This window comes from Cupriavidus sp. 8B, assembly GCF_054589115.1.
In genome coordinates this window covers 77,150-93,051 of sequence record NZ_BAAILO010000299.1, presented here as the reverse complement: position 1 = coordinate 93,051, position 15,902 = coordinate 77,150, and the positions used below count along the sequence as shown (strand labels likewise).

The following is a 15,902-nucleotide window of genomic DNA, read 5'->3' as shown; positions in this document are numbered from 1 at the left end:
TAAGTGAAAATTAGCTGAAGAAAAGGGCGGCAATGTAATGAAAGTGTCAAGGACACGTCACGGAGAGGTGTTATTACTTCATTGCCCCTCGCTGCCGACCACATCACTGAAAGACGATGCGATTACTTCTGGTTGAAGACGACCCCATGCTTGGTAGTAGTATCCGCAAGGGCTTCTATCGTTATGGTTTTATTGTCGACTGGGTGCAGGATGGTCTTGCCGCGGAAGTGGCGCTTGCCACAGAATCCTATTCGATGATTCTTCTGGATCTTGGCTTGCCGAAGAAGTCGGGGCTGGATGTCTTGAAGAAGTTCCGCTCAGCCAAGAACAATGCACCAGTGATTATTCTGTCTGCGCGCGATGCGGTAGCTAATCGGATCGAAGGCTTGGACGCCGGCGCGGATGATTATCTGGACAAGCCATTTGACCTGGACGAACTGGCGGCGCGTATTCGCGCGCTGCTGAGGCGAAGCAGCGGGCGGACCAGTTCAGTGTTGCAGCATGGTGACATCACTTTCGATCAAGCCAGGACGGCCGTGTACTACCACGGGAAGAGCATCGTCCTTGGCGCGCGTGAGTTGGCACTTTTATCTGCGCTTATGGAAAATCCGGGGGCTATCTTGTCTCGCACTCAATTGATGCACAGGATATATGGATGGAGTGATGATATCGAGAGCAATACCATTGAGGTTCATATTCACACACTGCGAAAGAAGTTATCACCTGGTGTAATACAGAATATACGCGGGATAGGTTACAAATTGGCTGATGAGTAAATATCAATTGTCGATCAAGAATAGGTTGCTGATTTGGCTGCTTTCCACGCTGATTGTGATAAGTTCTGTCTTCATCATGCTTACTTACGCCAATGAGCGGATCGCGTTGAGAGACAAGATGAACGACAGGTTGAAGCAGATAGCGATGTCGATATCGCCAAACCTGAAGAAGGCTGATTTGCGGCAGATCAACCTAAAGTTGCACCATGACAAAGATGATTTCGTCCTGCAAATATGGGACAGTGAAGCGGAACTTATTTATCAGTCACAGTCCGACTTTACTATGCCAAGGTACGATCGGCCTGGCTTTAGCATAGCGGAGTGGCGCGGGGAGAGATGGAGGGTGTTCGTGAGGATCCTGGATAAGAATACCATCCAGGTTGCGCAATCGCTTAACGCCAGGAAGGCGATCGCAGAATTCCATGCTTTGCATACGATCATTCCGTTGATATTGTTCATTCCAGTGATTGCCTTGTTCATACCGCTGTGTGTGAATAGAGGGCTGAAATCGCTAACCCGGCTTTCAAATGAACTCGACTCAAGGAATTCCAATACGCTGGGGCCGCTTTCGGCGGACGACCAGCCCGCCGAGCTTGCTCCACTCAAGAAGGCTATCGACACGCTCTTGATCCGTTTAGGCGATGCGTTGGACATTCAGAGGAAATTCATAACCGACGCTTCGCACGAGTTACGTACGCCTTTGTCGATCCTGCAAATCCAGACTCAATTGGTTGAACAGGCATTGGGCACCGGACAGGAGCAAATTGCGCTCGCGGATCTGAAGGCTGGAATTAAACGGACTAGCCATTTGGTTGAGCAGCTTTTAATGACTTCTCGCCTCGAATCGAGTGCCTCTCGCGATCCGTTCAAGACGCTATATCTGGAGGAGATTGCGCGTGATGTGATGATAGAGCTGATTCCATTCGCAAACTCACGAGGCATTGACCTCGGCATGGAGCGCATGGAAAATGGAAGAATAATTGGTTGTGAATATCAGGTAAGATTATTGATACGTAATTTTATCGACAATGCAATTCGCTACACGCCACAGCTAGGCCGAGTGGACGTCAAGATAGTTCGCGATGATGAGAAGGTTCATTTGTCTATCGAAGATAGCGGGCCGGGGATTGCGGCCGAAGACAGGACGCGCGTGTTCGATCGCTTCTATCGATGCCTTGGACACGACGTGGCGGGCAGCGGCCTGGGATTGGCAATTGTAAAGCAGGTGGCGGTAAGCCATGATGCCGACATTCATCTGGATGTTAGCCAACGATTGGCGGGTCTATGGGTTACGGTAAGCTTCAGGCGAGACGCAGCCCTGATTATGTGATTTGCGCCTTGCGCGGGCTTGGCGTGCCCAGTCCCTGGCACAGGCTTGTGCTCATCCCCGTGTGGGGACGCCGAGTATGGCGCGCTTCATCTAATTTTCACTTAATTTTCACCACCTAACATTCGCCATTGATACCACCGAGTCGCGGTGTATCCATTGGACGCGCGGCGAGCGCAGTGCTCTCGTGCTCTCCTACGTGCTGTCTCAGCACGCAACACTCTCCTCCCATTGCAGGAACGAAATGCCCGACCAGCTCCTTACCTCCCGCCGGAATGCCCTGAAGATCCTGGCTGGTGCCCCCATGCTGCCGCTCGCAACCGCCACCGCCGGCCTGTTCGGCATGCACGGCGTGGCCGCGGCTGCGCCCTCGGCGCGCACTGGCTTCGCTGCTGCTGTCTTCACGGGCATGCCCGCGCCCGCGCTGACCAACCCCGCAGCTATGGCGACCACCGCCGTGGCATCGAGCCTGAAAGTCTCCTTTGCTGACGGTAGCAGCCAGGACTATAAGCTAGCCTACCAGCCGTTCTTCATCACCGGCGATCAGGTGCCGGATGGCAAGGGCGGCACGGTCCTGGCGGGCGGTTATTACGATATCAACAACCAACCGATTATCGATCGCTCGGTACCTGGAAAGGAGCGCCAGTTTTTTTCCGACTGCCCCGACGGCAGCTCGCTCCTGACCCTGCCGAGGGCTAATGTTCCCGGCGTGAAAGGCAAGCCGGTTTTCGCCGTAGTACAGTTCGAATACACCACGCGCGATCAGGGGCAGCATTCGATGTACGGCCAACTGCCCTCGCCGATCGCGGTGCTTACGCTGGACCAGGACCCGGCGACTGGCAAGCTCACCCTGGTCAAATACCACAATGTCGATACCTCGAAGGTGAACGGGCTGTGGATCACCTGCGGCGCCAGCTTGTCTCCCTGGCACACCCACTTGTCGAGCGAGGAATACGAGCCCGACGCATTTGCCATCAACCCAAAGCTGGCAGCGAATTTCAAGGGCTTTAGCCTCCATACCTTTGGTAACGAGACGCAGGCGAGGCCTTACCACTATGGTCACCTGCCTGAGGTGACAGTTCACGCGGACGGCACTGGCACCATCCGGAAGCACTACTGCCTAGGCCGCATCTCGCACGAAGTGGTCCAGGTAATGCCCGACCAGCGCACTGTGCTGATGGGCGACGATGCCACCAATGGCGGCCTCTTCATGTTTATTGCCGATCGCGCCGCGGATCTCTCTGCAGGCACGCTCTACGTGGCCAAGTGGGCGCAGACAGCAGGGGCCGGCGCAGGCGCCGCCACACTGGGTTGGATCCGCCTGGGCCACGCCACCAGCGCAGAGATTGAGGGCCTAGCCGACAAACTGGACCCGAGCGAAATCATGGATGTGAAAACTGCCGATCCGGGCGACCAGGGCTACACCAGGATCGCCTACAACGGCGCCTTCAACTGGGTAAGGCTCAAGCCCGGCATGGAAAAGGCCGCGGCCTTCCTTGAAACACATCGCTACGCCGCGCTGGTGGGCGGCAGTATGGGATTCACCAAGATGGAAGGCACTACCGTCAATGTCAAAGACAAGCTGCTGTACTCTGCCATGTCGCGCATCGAGAAATCGATGGTCAAGGGCGACCCGCATTCGGGCGACGTCGCCGTGGACAAGCGTATCGCCGCCGGCGCGGTCTACGCGTTGAATCTGAAGGGCCGGCAGAAGGACCGCAGCGGCGCGCTCATCGACAGCGAGTGGGTGCCGGTGGACATGGCCGCGCCCGCCATGCTGGTGGGCGAAGACCTGGCCGCTCCCGATGCGCTGGGCAACCTGGCTAACCCGGACAAGGTGGCCAATCCCGACAATCTCAAGTTTTCTGAGACGCTTCGGACGCTCTTCATCGGCGAAGACAGCGGCATGCACGTCAACAACTTCTTGTGGGCCTACCACGTCGACCATAAGACCCTGGCGCGGGTGCTGTCGTGTCCGGCCGGTGCCGAATCGACCGGGCTGCATGCGGTCGACGAGATCAATGGGTGGACCTATATCATGAGTAACTTCCAGCATCCCGGCGACTGGGAGTCACCGCTGCACGACAAGGTCAAGTCCGTGCTGGATCCGCTGGTACGGGCCAACTACAAGGATCGCTTCGGTGCCTCGGTGGGCTACCTCACTGGAGAAGCCCGCAGCGTGAAACTGAGCGAGCGCTGACCGGCGCGTGCCGGAGTCGTAGCCCCAAGCCTCTGCCGGCTGCCGCCGGCGGGCAAGGGCAAGCAGCGCAGGCAGCGAGATATTCGCGACAAAGAAAGCGTCAAATGGCTGGAGGGCCTTGAGCGTCTGGAAGCGCTTAAGGAGCAATGTCCAGACACGCGCTTGGTCAGCGTGAGCGATCGCGAAGGCGATGTCTATGACGTGTTTATCGCGCCGCGCTCTACCGGAGTCGACTGGCTGGTTCGCGCTGCGTGGAATCGGCGCGTCGAGCATCCCGAGAAGTATCTGTGGGACGCCGTGGAAGCGGCGCCGGCGCTGGGTCAGGCAATATTGAAAGTGCCCGGTTCGGGTAAGACGCCCGCGCGCAGCGCGCAATTGACGCTGCGCTGTCTGCCAGTGCAGTTGAGGCCACCGCGTTCGCGTCCCGGCTAGGAGGCGAATGTCGAGGTCTTCGTGATTCACGCGCTGGAGGCCGATGCGCCTGATGGGGTTGAGCCGCTCGAATGGATGCTGCTGACCTCGGTCCCCACGCATACGCATGAGCAAGCTCTGGAACGGCTGGCATGGTACGCGCGACGCTGGACCATCGAATCGTGGCATCGGCTACTCAAGAGCGGCTGCCGGGTCGAGGCTAGGCAATTCGGTGACCTGGATCGATTTGTGCGCGCCACCGCATTGTTCGCCGTCATCAACTGGCGAATTCTGTATGCGACGCTGCTCGCTCGACTGGATGGTGACTTGCCCTGTGAAGTGCCGCTGCAGCCGATCGAATGGCGTGCATTGTATTGCCGGGTCCATCAAACCAGGAAGACGCCCGCCAAGGTCCCGTCGTTGGCGCAAGCCGTATTGTGGATCGCTAAATGTGGGCAAACCTCAGAGGGGTGGGGGCGGGCATCGGCCCAAAACTCGCTCCGGCAGGCCGCCGGAGCTGCGCTTAGAACTTATGCCGCATGCCGATGGCAGCCCCGATCTGATTGTGCTCATTGGCGGCAAGCTGGTACGCAGCAATGGCACCGTTGAAGTTCTCGAAGTTCAGCGCGGCGTTCTTCGTGTATGCGGTGCTCAGGTAAACGTCGGTGCGCTTGGACAGGGAATAGTCCGCGACGAGCGTGAGCTGCCACGGATTGCTTGGGTTAGTGCTGCCAGTCGCCGTGCGCAGGGAGCGCAAGTTGTCGTAATACACCACGCCCGTCAATACCAGTGCTTGTGTTGCCTGGTAGTTCAAGCCAAGCCACCAGATATCATCGCGCGCGACCGTGCCGGCGGCCGTTGCGCCGTTCTTGCCGTAACGGTAGGCGGCTTGGGCGAGCAATTTCGGTGTGATCTGGTAACGCACGCCGACCGCTGCCTTCTGGGCCCGCGTGTAGTTGCCACCGGTCGCGGGGCCGTTCACATTGTCGTAGGCGACGGCGATGCCGCCTGATCCAAACGAGTAATCAGCGCCCGCGCCATAGCCGGCCGAGCCTTGCGTCGAACCGGGTTGCTCGCCGAAGCTCCAGTGCGCTTCGGTCGTCAGCGGGCCGAAACTGCCATGGTACTTCACCATATTGTTTTCTCGAAGCGACCCACCGGCAATTTGCGTCACTGGCTCGTACAGCGTCGCATATGCGGTGGGCGAGTAGTTCGCCATGATCAGGAAGAGCGACGTGTATTGCCGCCCGAGCGTCAGTTGATGGCTGCCGGACGCAAGCCCCACCCATGCCTGGCGTCCGAACAGCAGGCCGCCCTGCCCGGATGTGCCTGTGTCGATGTTGAAGCCACTTTCCAGGGCAAAGATCGCTTTGTTTCCGCCGCCGAGATCTTCGGCGCCACGCAAGCCCCAGCGGCTCGGGGACAGTCCTCCCGAATTCAGCGCTACCTTCGAATGGCCGTTGGCACCGCTGCCCAGGTTGTGATTGGTGTACTCGATATTGGCATCAACGACCCCATACAGGGTGACCGATGACTGGGCAAATGCCGCCATGCTTGCGATGGCGCATCCAACGCCGACGATACATTTCTTCATGAACCTTCTCCTACGTGTTGATCCAGGTTGCGCTTTGGTTTCCGTATTGGCGAATTCGCACCGCCGGATTCCATAATTGCACATTGGTATGTGTGTGGATGTTAGTGGTATACGTTAATGTTGTTATATGAATACGAAATCGCGGGTTTCGTACGAGCGAGGCCTGAGGAATGAGGTGGGCGCGGCAGCAGGGGATGCAATGCGCACGCGCTTTGGCGCGCGACCCGGACGCAAGCCCGGGTCGGATTTGCACCTCATCAGGCGGTGGAGCAAGCCAGGCGTGCCGAGTCCACTGCCTGCCCGCCGCGCGCCTATGGCGCCGGCCATGCCGTCTTGTTCTCAGGTGCGCATTTGTAGATCGGCAAAACGCCCGTTCTCTCGTGCCAGGCGCTCGAGGAGGGGAGCAGGCTGCCACCAGAAGCCATGCTGCTCGTGGAAGCGCTTGATGTCCGCGTAGACCTTGGCCAGCCCGATGCGGTCGGCGTAGTACATTGGCCCGCCGTGGTGAGCCGGGAAGCCATAGCCTGTGACGTATACGATGTCGATATCGCTTGGGCGCAGCGCGATGCCTTGCTCGAGGAGTCTCGCGCCTTCATTGATCATGCCGTAAAGGCAGCGTTTGATGATCTCCTCCTCGGAAATCGGCTGGCGCGCGATCCCCAGCCGGGCCGACTCGCGAACGATGAAGTCTTCGACCACCGGATCGCGCAGCGGCGTGCGGCTGCCCGGCTCGTATCGGTACCAGCCGGCTCCACTCTTTTGCCCGAGCCGTCCCATCTCCGTCAGCTTCATGATCAGGTCGTTCCAGCGCCGATCATTGGGCCGCGTCGCCATCTGGGCCTTGCGGGTCTGGTAGCCAACATCGTTGCCGGCCATGTCGTGCACGGCGAAGATGCCCATGGCATAGCCGAAGCGTGTCAGGGCCTGGTCGACCTCGTGGGGTAGTGCGCCTTCTTCGAGCAGGAAGTGCGCTTCGCGCGTGTAGTTGCGGAACAGCGCATTGCCGATAAAGCCGGGATAGATGCGCGCGAGCACGGAGATCTTGCCCATGCGCCGGCCGAGTTCCATCAGCGTGGCGATGACGTCCGGGGCGGTTCGCTGCGCGCGCACGACTTCCAGCAGGCGCATGACATGCGCCGGACTGAAGAAATGGGCGCCTACGACGTCCTGATGCCTTTGCGTGACCGCGGCAATCGCGTCGACATCCAGCCCGGAGGTGTTGGTGGCGAGGATAGCCCCCGGTTTGGCGATGGTGTCTAGTTGGCGGAATATTTGCTGTTTGAGCGCCAGGTCCTCGAAGACGGCTTCGATCACGAGGTCCGCGTGCCTTGCTTGTGCCATGTCGATCGAGCCGCTGATCAGGGCGATGCGCCGGTCCATTTCAGACCGTTCCAGCCGACCGCGCGAAACGCTGCCAGTGTAGTTGTCGCGCACCCGGCGCAGGCCGCCATCCAGGGCTTCCTGGCCGCTATCGATCAGGGTCACCGGAATGCCGATGTTGGCGAGCGCCATGGCGATGCCGCCGCCCATGGTTCCGGCGCCGATCACGGCCACGCTGCCGATCGGGCGCAGCGGCAGGTTGGCAGGGATGTCGGGAATTTTCGCCGCTTCGGCCTCGGCGAAGCGGATATGGGCTGCAGCGGCATCGCGCTCCGCTTGTGTGTCGGGCTGTGCGCGGGCGTCGTCAGGAGACATAGCGGTCATGGTCATATTCAGTCCAGTTGGGTTCCGGGGGCGACGAGCGGCTTGGCCCGCCCTTCGACGAATTCGCGCAGACGCTCGGCGGTCTCCGGGGAGCGCGCCATGTTGGAGTTCAGGTACTCCATGAACAGGCCGTCGTCGTGCGACAGGTCGTTGATGCGCGGCAATACGTTGGTGATCCGCCAGTTGGTGTCGGGTGTATTCCGCGCGATCGTCGCTGCCAGCTCACGCGCCTTATCGAGTGCATTGCCGGTCGGCACAACGTAGCGCACGATATGCTCGCGCTCGCCTTCGGCTGCCGTTAGCAGGCGGCCGGTCAGCATCATGTCGGCCATGACGGTGTAGCCGACCACCCGTTGTACGCGGACCGTGCCGCCTCCGCCGACGAAGATGCCGCGCTGGCCTTCGGGCAGTCCGAAGAACGCCGATTCGTCCGCCACGCGGATATGCGCCGCCGTGGCCAGTTCGAGGCCGCCGCCCACCACGGCGCCATGCAGCGCAGCAACGAACGGGATGGGGCCGCGGGCAATGATGTCGAACACCTCATGCCATGAATGGCGCCGGCGTTTGCGCGGGCGCACAGCCTCGCCGGCCGCGCGTGCCAGGGCTTCCTTCAGGTCCAGGCCTGCGCAGAAGTTGCTGCCATGTCCGAACAGCACGCCGACGTCGGCTTCTTCGCCGGCGCGTACGACGGCATCGCGCAGGGCGCAAATCACCTCTTCATTGATGGCGTTGCGCTTGTCGGGACGGTTCAGGCCGATCAGTGCGACCGGGCCTTCGAGTTCGTAGGTAACGAGTTCGGCGCTCATATCTGTAATTCCATTGAGTAGGGAAATCGGGGTTTCGTAGGTTCTGCAGGACTAGAGATCCAGCACCAGCTTGCTGCCCTTCGCGCCTGAACAGCAGATCATCATGCGTTGATTCGACGCCTTTTCCGCCTCGCTGAGCACCAGGTCGCGGTGGTCTGGCAGCCCTGCGAGCACGCGCACCTCGCAGGTGCCGCAAATACCCTCCTGGCACGAGTAGGGCGGCTCGATGCCGGCATTGAGCAGACAGTCGAGAATGGTCTGTCCGCTGGCTATCTCGATGCTGCGGCCGCTGCGCGCCAGTTCGACCGTGAAGCCGCCTGCGGTGGCGGCGCTCTCGCGCGCAGCGAAATATTCCCTGTGCACTCGCTCGGGCGGCAGGCCTGCGGTGGCTTGCTCGAAGGCGTCCAGCATGGGCATCGGGCCGCAGCAGTAGACATGGGCGCCGGCCGGCAGCGCGTCGGTGATGGCGGCGATGTCGAGCATGCTGCCGCCGGGCTCGCGGTCGAAGCTGAGCTGGAGCGTGGCCCCGGAATCGTCCCGCAGTGCCTGCAGGGTCTCGACGAAGGCGGCATTCTTGCGTGTGCGTGCCGCGTAGAAGAGCTGCCACGGCCGGCCCAGCGTCTGCAGGCGGCGGATCATGCCGAGGACCGGCGTGATGCCGATGCCGCCGGCAATGAAGACGCTCGACGCGGCCGCTTCCTCGAGCGGGAAGTTGTTGCGCGGCGCACTGACGGTCAGGGTGTCGCCCGGGCGCAGCACTTCGTGCAGATAGCGCGAGCCGCCGCGGCTCTGCGGGTCCTTGTTGACGCCGATCAGGTAGCGATGCCGTTCTTGCGGCGAGTTGAACAGGGAATAGTTGCGGATCAAGCCGTTGGGCAGATGCACGTCGATGTGCGCCCCGGCTTCGAACGGCGGGAGTTCCTTGTGCGGGGCTACCGGCCAGAGTTCGTAGCTGAGGATGCCTTCCGCTTCCCAGGTAATGGATTTGACCCTGACTTGCAGTGTCTCGGTAATGCTCATGGGTGTCTCCCGGGGTTGGGCCTGCGTGGGTTCGTGGCGGATGGCTCTGGCTAGATCTCGACCACGTCAATGTCCTTGAGCTTCACGCCCGTGGCTGCCTCGTAGGCGCGCTTGACCTCGTCCGGCTGGCCGGCGTGGAAAATGAAGTGGAACAACAGCTTGTTCCACTTCGGATGGTTGGCGTACTGCTCCAGCGCCAGGCCCTCCAGGAAGAAGGCGTGCGAGTCGCAGGGCAGCATCACGCGATGGTTGGCCTGCGGATCGCGGATCAGCCCCTTGGGATCCCGGCCCTGCGCCACGGCGTCGATATCGTCGAACAGGCGGCGGCGGATCATGGCGATGCCGCGGTCGCTGGCGCCGAGGTTCTCCTGGCTGCGGTCGGTGACACGGCCCTGGCCGACCCAGGCGATGATGTCCTGGTTAATGACATGGCTTGAGATCCATCGGCCGGTCCGCGCGTCGCGGATCGGACTGGTCCACGAAGGGATCACGGCTTGCTCGTAGGGCTCGGCCTCGCGTGGCACGCGGATGAAGGACCAGGTCACGCTCAGCATGTTCTCGTCGTCGACGGGAACACGCCATTCGAAATGGTCGCCAAGAAAGAACCCGTTGGGCCATAGGCAGACGCGGCCGATGGTCCATAGCGGATGGTGCTCGTCCGTGTCTTCGCTGATGCGTTTGTAGAGGAAGCCGTGCTCGAATTCCTCGAAATCGAGCCGCAGGTGCCGTGGCGCGTAGCCTGCGGAATCGCCGCGGAGCCGGCGGCCCCAGTTGGCGTGCATCCACTCGAAGTGCACCGGATCGATTGAGTTCTCTTGTGCTTGCAGCCAGTTGCAGGGCACCTCGGCAAAGACCACCTGGACGAAGCCGTTGCGCCAGCTGAACGGCTCCCAGTCCGGCAGCAGTGGTGCCGGCTGTGGACCCATATAGGCCCATAGCATGCCGGCCTTGGCCTGGACCTGGTAGGCCTTGAGGCGCACGCGCGCCTTCAGCCTGCCATGCGGATCGGCCATTTGCTCGAAGGGCTGGTCGACGCAGCGGCCCTGCTGGTCGTATTGCCAGCCGTGGTAGTTGCAGCGCAGCCCGCATTGCTCGACGTAGCCGTAGGCCAGGTCGGCGCGGCGGTGCGCGCAATGCCGGTCAACCAGGCCGTAGGTGCCGCTCAGGTCCTTGTAGAGCACCAGGTCCTCGCCCATCAGGCGCACCGGCTTGATGGGGTTGCGGTCCAGTTCGTCGATGCCGGCGATCGGGTGCCAGTGTCGCCTCAACACTTCGCCCATTGGCGTGTCCGGCCCCACTTGGGTCAGCTGACGATTCTTGTCCTCACTAAGCATTGGCGTGTTCCTGCGGGCGATTGGCTACTCCGGTTTGAAGCCGGACGCCTTGATGATGGGTTCCCAGGCCGCGAGCTCGGCGCGTTGCCTGCGGGCCATATCCTGGGCATCGATAAAGTCCGGCACTACCGCCAGGCGCTTCATCAGGAACTCGGTGGTTTGCGGCATGGACAGAATCTTGCGCAACGCCTGCTGCATCCGTTCGAGCTCGGCCCCCGGGGTTCCGGCTGGCGCCCACATTGCGGTCCAGCCGTCGCCGGAGGTCACGTTGATGCCTTGCTCGGCCATGGTCGGGATATCCGGGGCCAGAGGCGAGCGCTTCGCGCTGAAAATGCCGATCATCCGCACCTTGCCGGTGCGGTGGTACTTCAGCATGTCGTCCAGCAACGTCACGGCCGCGGGTACGTGGCCTCCCACCAGGTCGTTGATCAGGGGCGGCGTGCCCTTGTAGGGCGCCACCGACAGCGCGATGCCAGCCGCCCTGGCGAACTGCATCCCGAGAAAGTGGTTCATGCCGCCCAGGCCCGGCGTGCCGAAGACGGCGCTGTCGGGATGCTTCCTGACCCAATCCACGAATTCGCGCGCATTGCTGACGCCCGTATCCATCCGTACTGCCATCCCCAATGGGTAAGAGACCAGGCCGGCCACCGGAGCAAAGTCGCGCCAGAGCTTCCACCTGAGCTGCGGCCCGAAGACCAGTGTCTGGAAGGTCGGCGTTGCATTGGGTGCGATCATGTAGGTGAGGCCGTCCGGCTTCGCCGCCATCAGCACGTCCGCGGCGAGACGGCCGCCAACGCCGACATGGCTTTCGATGATGACCGGCTGTTCCAGGATCTGCGGCAGCCAGTCGGCGAAGTAACGGGCGATCGCGTCGGTGCCGCCGCCGGGCGGCAGCCCTAGCAGGATGCGGATCACGGGCTTTCCCTGCATGCCGGCGTACGCTGCGGCAGGCGCGGCGAGGCCCGCGCACGCCGCCAGCAGGAGCCGGCGTCGGCGGTAGCTTGTCATGCTTGTCTCCATATTTTCTTGTGACGGTGCGGATGGCTCAGGGCGTTTGCGTCAGCGTGCGCCAGTCGCTGCCTGCCGGCAGCACGCCACCGACGGACGCCGCCTTGGCGTAGTCGAGATCTGGGTTGTCGGCCAGCGTCGGCGTCTTGCCCGCCGTGAACTCGCGCACGGACTTGAGCAGAGCCTGCCGCACGCGCAGTACCGCGCCGTCGGCCGAGCAGAGCTGTTCGGTGGTGCGGTCCACGATGGGTCCCTGGCCGATAAACATGGCGAAGTCTTCGGTACCCAGGTGTTGCGGGAAACCGGTGGCATGGCCGCGCTTCATCAGTTCGCGGTTCTGGCCCCAGTTGTTCTCGGGCCCTCCCGGCGGGAGCGGCGGGAACCCCCACACATCTGGGGTGGCGGACATCACGGTCATGCCTAGTGGCCGGTGCGGGTTGAAATGCACGAACCACGCGCGGTGCGTGACATCGTCCACCGGCGTGGAGAAGAACACCGTGCCGGGGCCCTTGGCATCGGGCGCGCAGATGATGCCGTACCACGGCATGACGAAGTTGTTGACGCGCGCGTACATCTTGTCGTCGGGCAGGGCGCGCACGGCGGCGTAGCGGTAGCCGTACGGCATGTCTTCGAATTCCAGCCGCGGCGCCAGCGCCTGGGTCATGTGCAGGCGCTCGTTGCCCGCGCCGGCGGTAATCTGCGTGGTGGATTCATGCAGCACGCCGACGTGTGAAGAGTCCATCGAGGCTTCCACGCCCTGCACCCAGTTGGTCGGCACTTCCTGGCTGGTGACCGAACGCTGGTCTTCCGGCAGGCGGGTGAACGGCAGGTCGGGAAATTTGGGCGGCTGTTCGCCTTTGCCCAGCCACACCCAGACAATGCCGCCGCGTTCCTCCACGCTATAGCGGTTGACGCGCACGTGCTTGCAGAACTGCGACTGATCGCCCACGTGGTTCGGCGCATCGATGACCTCGCCGCCGGCATTGAGCTTCCAGCCGTGGAAGAGGCAACGCAGGCCGTTGTCTTCGTTGCGGCCCATCAGCAGGGAAGCCTTGCGGTGCGGGCATTGCTCGTCGAGCACGCCGACATGACCGTCGGTGGCGCGAAACGCCACGTAGTTGGTGCCCAGCAGCCGCACGCGCACCGGTGCGCCGTCCGCCACCAGCTTGGCCGAGGGTACAGCCGGGATCCAGTAGTGCTGGCGAATCATCTCGCCCATCGGCGCGCCGTTTTCCACGCGGGTGAGCAGTTCGTTGTCTTCGCGGGTCATGGCCATGTTCAGCACTCCTCGTCTTTGCGGAATGCGCGCGAGTAGACGCGGGTGCAATTGCACTCGAAGATGTTCCTGCGCTGTTGCTCGCTGAGCCAGTCAATGCTCTCGATCACCGGCTTCATGTCGTCGTAGTCGCGCCCGGAAACCGGATCGCGCGCGCTGCCGGTGCCAGGCTTTTCCGTGCCGAACAGCACGTTGTCGGTGCCGGCCACCTTGAGCAGCAGCTCAATGGCTTCCTTGGAATAGTTGCAGGTGTCGAAGTACAAGCGCTTGAGCTGTTCGTCGAAGCTCACCGTATCGCCCTTGCGGACCGACCATGAGCGAAAACGTCCCATCTGGTAGGGAATCGCGCCGCCGCCATGTGCCACGACGATCTTCAGGCCCGGGTATGTGTCAAAGACCTTTGAGCCCAGCAGCGAGACGATGGCAATGCTCTCTTCGTTGATGAACTTCAGGGTATAGGACTCGCGCGCGCTGCAGCTGCCGGCCGAGTGGATCAGGCCCGGTACGTCGAGTTTGGTCATGGCATCGTAGAGCGGATACCAGAACGGATCACCGAGGCCGGGAGGCGTCGGGCCTTCGCCTTCGGTCGGGTCGGGGTTGATCAGGCAGCCGACAAAGCCGAGTTCCTTGACGCAGCGTTCCAGCTCGGGCACTGCACGCAGCGCCGGCGATTCGTTCATGTATTGGGGCAATCCCGCGACACCGCGGAAACGGTCCGGGAACAGCGCCACGAAGCGTGCGATCAGGTCGTTGCAATGGCGCGACCACAACTCGGTCACGCGGCCGGGCTTGACCGAGTGCATCTGCAAGTAGGGACGCGGCGAAATGAACTGCACGTCGGTGCCGACGTTGTCCATGCTCTGAACCAGTTCCTCGGCCACCTTGCGCACGGAAGCATCCGGCACCTTCGGCGTGGTTGACGGGTTGGCACGGCCTCCTACCAGCTCCGCCATGTAGCGGAAGCTTTCGGGAGGCATGACGATATGCGCGTGGGAATCGATGATCATGAGGTTCAGCCTTTGGTTTCGCTGGCCACAACGGCCATGCATTCAAGTTGCAGCAACATGCCGTGCTGGAGGTCGTGTACGACGATGTGCCGCGCGGGACGGTCGAGGGGGTCGGGGAAATAGTGCAGCCACTCACCGTTGACCGCCTCGCGCACGCTGTTGTCCTTCACGTAGACGGTGAGCTTGACCAGGTCGGCGAGGGTCGCGCCCCCGACTTCAAGCAGCCGCCGCAGGTTCGAAAAAGCCAGTTCCGCCTGCGCAGCGGCATCCGCCGGGAGTCTGCCGGTGGCGGGATCCTTGCCGGCAATCGCCGAGGAGCAGATGATGTTGCCCACGCGAGCGCCGACCGGGATCGGCGCGTTGTGCGCCAGGCCGGGGACATCGAGCGAGCGGAGCGTACGTGTCATGGAATGCCTCTGTCAGGGAGTTTCGGTGCTGGTTTCGCCTGCGAAGAAGTTCATCGGCACAGTGGCCAGGAACTCGGAAAAGCCGGTGGTACCGGCGGGCACGTGCAACAGCATCGCGGCGCCTGCCTGCAGTTCGTCACCGGACTGGATGGCGCGCGCGATCTCCTGGTGATCGCTCAGGGACCTGGCGATCTGGCTCCTGTTCAGGAAATCCTGGGTGCGGTAGCGCTGCAGGCGCCTGCGTGCCTGGCGGATATGCTCGGCCAGATACGTATTGCGGCAGCCCGCGTAAATTGCCTCGTGGAACAGGGCATTGGCGGCCGCATACGCTTGCTGGCCGCCTGTCTCCGCGGCTTGCCGGCAGTGGTGAATGCCCGCATCGAGCGCGGCGTGCAGGCTTTCGTCGGCTCGCCGGGCGGCCAGCCTGGCGCACAGCGACTCAAGTTCCCCCACGTATTCGAGCATTGCCCGCACTTTGCTGATCGAAAGCCGCGCCACCGTTGCACACTGACGCGGCGCGATGCAGACCAGTTCGCGCGCCGCAAGCTGCTGCAACGCTTCGCGAACGGGCGTGCGCGACACGTCGAAGCGCACCGCCAGCGCACGCTCATCCAGCGCGCTGCCAGGTGGCAGGATGCCCTTTTCGATTTCCTCCTCCAGCGTGGCGCGAATGTCTATGGCGAGGCCCGTGCGCGGCGCTGGATCGGCTGCCGCGGACAAGGCCATCCCCTCGCTGGGGAGAGGGCGGGTGCGAACGGAGGTTGAAGTCATCAGCGGTTTACGTTGAAGGTCACGGCCGGCGATAGACCGGGGTTGCCAAAAAATATACAACAACAGCTTTCTGGTATGCAAACAGAATATTTTTCTGGTGCCTGGAAAAAGGCAGTTGCTGCTGGGTTGTTGCTGGGTTGCGGGTGGAAAACAGCACTTGATCGACATGCTGCCAGTACTTCCGAGAGCACCTACAGCCATCCTGGTTCCTCCGGAAATGCCTTATAAACAAAGACCTTCGCGCTATCTTCGGGATCTGTG

The 15,902-nt window shown here is 61.9% G+C and carries 14 protein-coding genes; 4 read left to right on the top strand and 10 right to left on the bottom strand.

Annotation, left to right across the window (positions count from 1 at the left end):
* Window positions 1-116: 116 nt before the first annotated feature.
* The 4 genes from ACYP5B_RS29950 to ACYP5B_RS29935 all read left to right on the top strand — a co-directional run bounded on the left by ACYP5B_RS29950 (window position 117) and on the right by ACYP5B_RS29935 (window position 4,735).
* The gene (locus ACYP5B_RS29950; protein WP_459572074.1) at window positions 117-776 is read left to right on the top strand and encodes a response regulator; all 660 of its coding nucleotides are present in this window, start codon (window positions 117-119) and stop codon (window positions 774-776) included.
* On the top strand, window positions 769-2,106 hold the full coding sequence (locus ACYP5B_RS29945; RefSeq protein ID WP_459572073.1) for an ATP-binding protein: 1,338 nt from the start codon (window positions 769-771) through the stop codon (window positions 2,104-2,106). The genes ACYP5B_RS29950 and ACYP5B_RS29945 overlap by 8 nt, the downstream gene beginning before the upstream one ends.
* Window positions 2,107-2,347: 241 nt before the next feature.
* Complete coding sequence (locus ACYP5B_RS29940; RefSeq protein WP_459572072.1) at window positions 2,348-4,303, top strand: PhoX family protein; 1,956 nt, start codon at window positions 2,348-2,350, stop codon at window positions 4,301-4,303.
* 171 nt (window positions 4,304-4,474) lie between these two features.
* Complete coding sequence (locus ACYP5B_RS29935) at window positions 4,475-4,735, top strand: hypothetical protein (protein ID WP_459572071.1); 261 nt, start codon at window positions 4,475-4,477, stop codon at window positions 4,733-4,735.
* 502 nt (window positions 4,736-5,237) lie between these two features.
* Here the strand turns inward: ACYP5B_RS29935 and ACYP5B_RS29930 are convergent.
* The 10 genes from ACYP5B_RS29930 to ACYP5B_RS29885 form a co-directional block, all read right to left on the bottom strand.
* Window positions 5,238-6,308 (bottom strand): porin, encoded by a 1,071-nt coding sequence (locus ACYP5B_RS29930; RefSeq protein WP_459572070.1) that lies wholly within the window; start codon window positions 6,306-6,308, stop codon window positions 5,238-5,240.
* Window positions 6,309-6,647: 339 nt separating this feature from the next.
* Window positions 6,648-8,012, bottom strand: a complete 1,365-nt coding sequence (locus ACYP5B_RS29925) for a 3-hydroxyacyl-CoA dehydrogenase (RefSeq protein WP_459572069.1) — start codon at window positions 8,010-8,012, stop codon at window positions 6,648-6,650.
* A gap of 8 nt (window positions 8,013-8,020) precedes the next feature.
* Entirely contained in the window at window positions 8,021-8,818 is a 798-nt protein-coding gene (locus tag ACYP5B_RS29920; protein WP_459572068.1) for a crotonase/enoyl-CoA hydratase family protein, read from the bottom strand.
* 51 nt (window positions 8,819-8,869) lie between these two features.
* The gene (locus tag ACYP5B_RS29915) at window positions 8,870-9,838 is read right to left on the bottom strand and encodes a PDR/VanB family oxidoreductase (RefSeq protein ID WP_400094573.1); all 969 of its coding nucleotides are present in this window, start codon (window positions 9,836-9,838) and stop codon (window positions 8,870-8,872) included.
* A 50-nt stretch (window positions 9,839-9,888) separates the two neighbouring features.
* On the bottom strand, window positions 9,889-11,172 hold the full coding sequence (locus tag ACYP5B_RS29910) for a Rieske 2Fe-2S domain-containing protein (RefSeq protein WP_459572067.1): 1,284 nt from the start codon (window positions 11,170-11,172) through the stop codon (window positions 9,889-9,891).
* 24 nt (window positions 11,173-11,196) lie between these two features.
* Window positions 11,197-12,180, bottom strand: a complete 984-nt coding sequence (locus tag ACYP5B_RS29905) for a tripartite tricarboxylate transporter substrate-binding protein (protein WP_400094575.1) — start codon at window positions 12,178-12,180, stop codon at window positions 11,197-11,199.
* Window positions 12,181-12,217: 37 nt separating this feature from the next.
* A complete protein-coding gene (locus ACYP5B_RS29900) occupies window positions 12,218-13,456 on the bottom strand; it encodes a Rieske 2Fe-2S domain-containing protein (protein WP_459572066.1) in 1,239 nt (412 codons plus the stop codon).
* A gap of 2 nt (window positions 13,457-13,458) precedes the next feature.
* Window positions 13,459-14,463, bottom strand: a complete 1,005-nt coding sequence (locus ACYP5B_RS29895) for an amidohydrolase family protein (protein WP_459572065.1) — start codon at window positions 14,461-14,463, stop codon at window positions 13,459-13,461.
* Between the two features lie 5 nt (window positions 14,464-14,468).
* Window positions 14,469-14,870, bottom strand: coding sequence for a RidA family protein (locus tag ACYP5B_RS29890; RefSeq protein WP_400094579.1), 402 nt, complete (start codon window positions 14,868-14,870; stop codon window positions 14,469-14,471).
* Window positions 14,871-14,882: 12 nt separating this feature from the next.
* The gene (locus ACYP5B_RS29885; protein WP_459572064.1) at window positions 14,883-15,809 is read right to left on the bottom strand and encodes a GntR family transcriptional regulator; all 927 of its coding nucleotides are present in this window, start codon (window positions 15,807-15,809) and stop codon (window positions 14,883-14,885) included.
* Between the last annotated feature and the right edge of the window lie 93 nt (window positions 15,810-15,902).

Excerpts from the sequence above, each read along its gene's own strand:
- ACYP5B_RS29950 (WP_459572074.1), top strand. The coding sequence starts at position 117 with ATGCGATTACTTCTGGTTGAAGACGACCCCATGCTTGGTAGTAGTATC.
- ACYP5B_RS29945 (WP_459572073.1), top strand. The coding sequence starts at position 769 with ATGAGTAAATATCAATTGTCGATCAAGAATAGGTTGCTGATTTGGCTG.
- ACYP5B_RS29940 (WP_459572072.1), top strand. The coding sequence starts at position 2,348 with ATGCCCGACCAGCTCCTTACCTCCCGCCGGAATGCCCTGAAGATCCTG.
- ACYP5B_RS29930 (WP_459572070.1), bottom strand. The coding sequence starts at position 6,308 with ATGAAGAAATGTATCGTCGGCGTTGGATGCGCCATCGCAAGCATGGCG.
- ACYP5B_RS29925 (WP_459572069.1), bottom strand. The coding sequence starts at position 8,012 with ATGACCGCTATGTCTCCTGACGACGCCCGCGCACAGCCCGACACACAA.
- ACYP5B_RS29920 (WP_459572068.1), bottom strand. The coding sequence starts at position 8,818 with ATGAGCGCCGAACTCGTTACCTACGAACTCGAAGGCCCGGTCGCACTG.
- ACYP5B_RS29915 (WP_400094573.1), bottom strand. The coding sequence starts at position 9,838 with ATGAGCATTACCGAGACACTGCAAGTCAGGGTCAAATCCATTACCTGG.
- ACYP5B_RS29910 (WP_459572067.1), bottom strand. The coding sequence starts at position 11,172 with ATGCTTAGTGAGGACAAGAATCGTCAGCTGACCCAAGTGGGGCCGGAC.
- ACYP5B_RS29905 (WP_400094575.1), bottom strand. The coding sequence starts at position 12,180 with ATGACAAGCTACCGCCGACGCCGGCTCCTGCTGGCGGCGTGCGCGGGC.
- ACYP5B_RS29900 (WP_459572066.1), bottom strand. The coding sequence starts at position 13,456 with ATGGCCATGACCCGCGAAGACAACGAACTGCTCACCCGCGTGGAAAAC.
- ACYP5B_RS29895 (WP_459572065.1), bottom strand. The coding sequence starts at position 14,463 with ATGATCATCGATTCCCACGCGCATATCGTCATGCCTCCCGAAAGCTTC.
- ACYP5B_RS29890 (WP_400094579.1), bottom strand. The coding sequence starts at position 14,870 with ATGACACGTACGCTCCGCTCGCTCGATGTCCCCGGCCTGGCGCACAAC.
- ACYP5B_RS29885 (WP_459572064.1), bottom strand. The coding sequence starts at position 15,809 with ATGTCGATCAAGTGCTGTTTTCCACCCGCAACCCAGCAACAACCCAGC.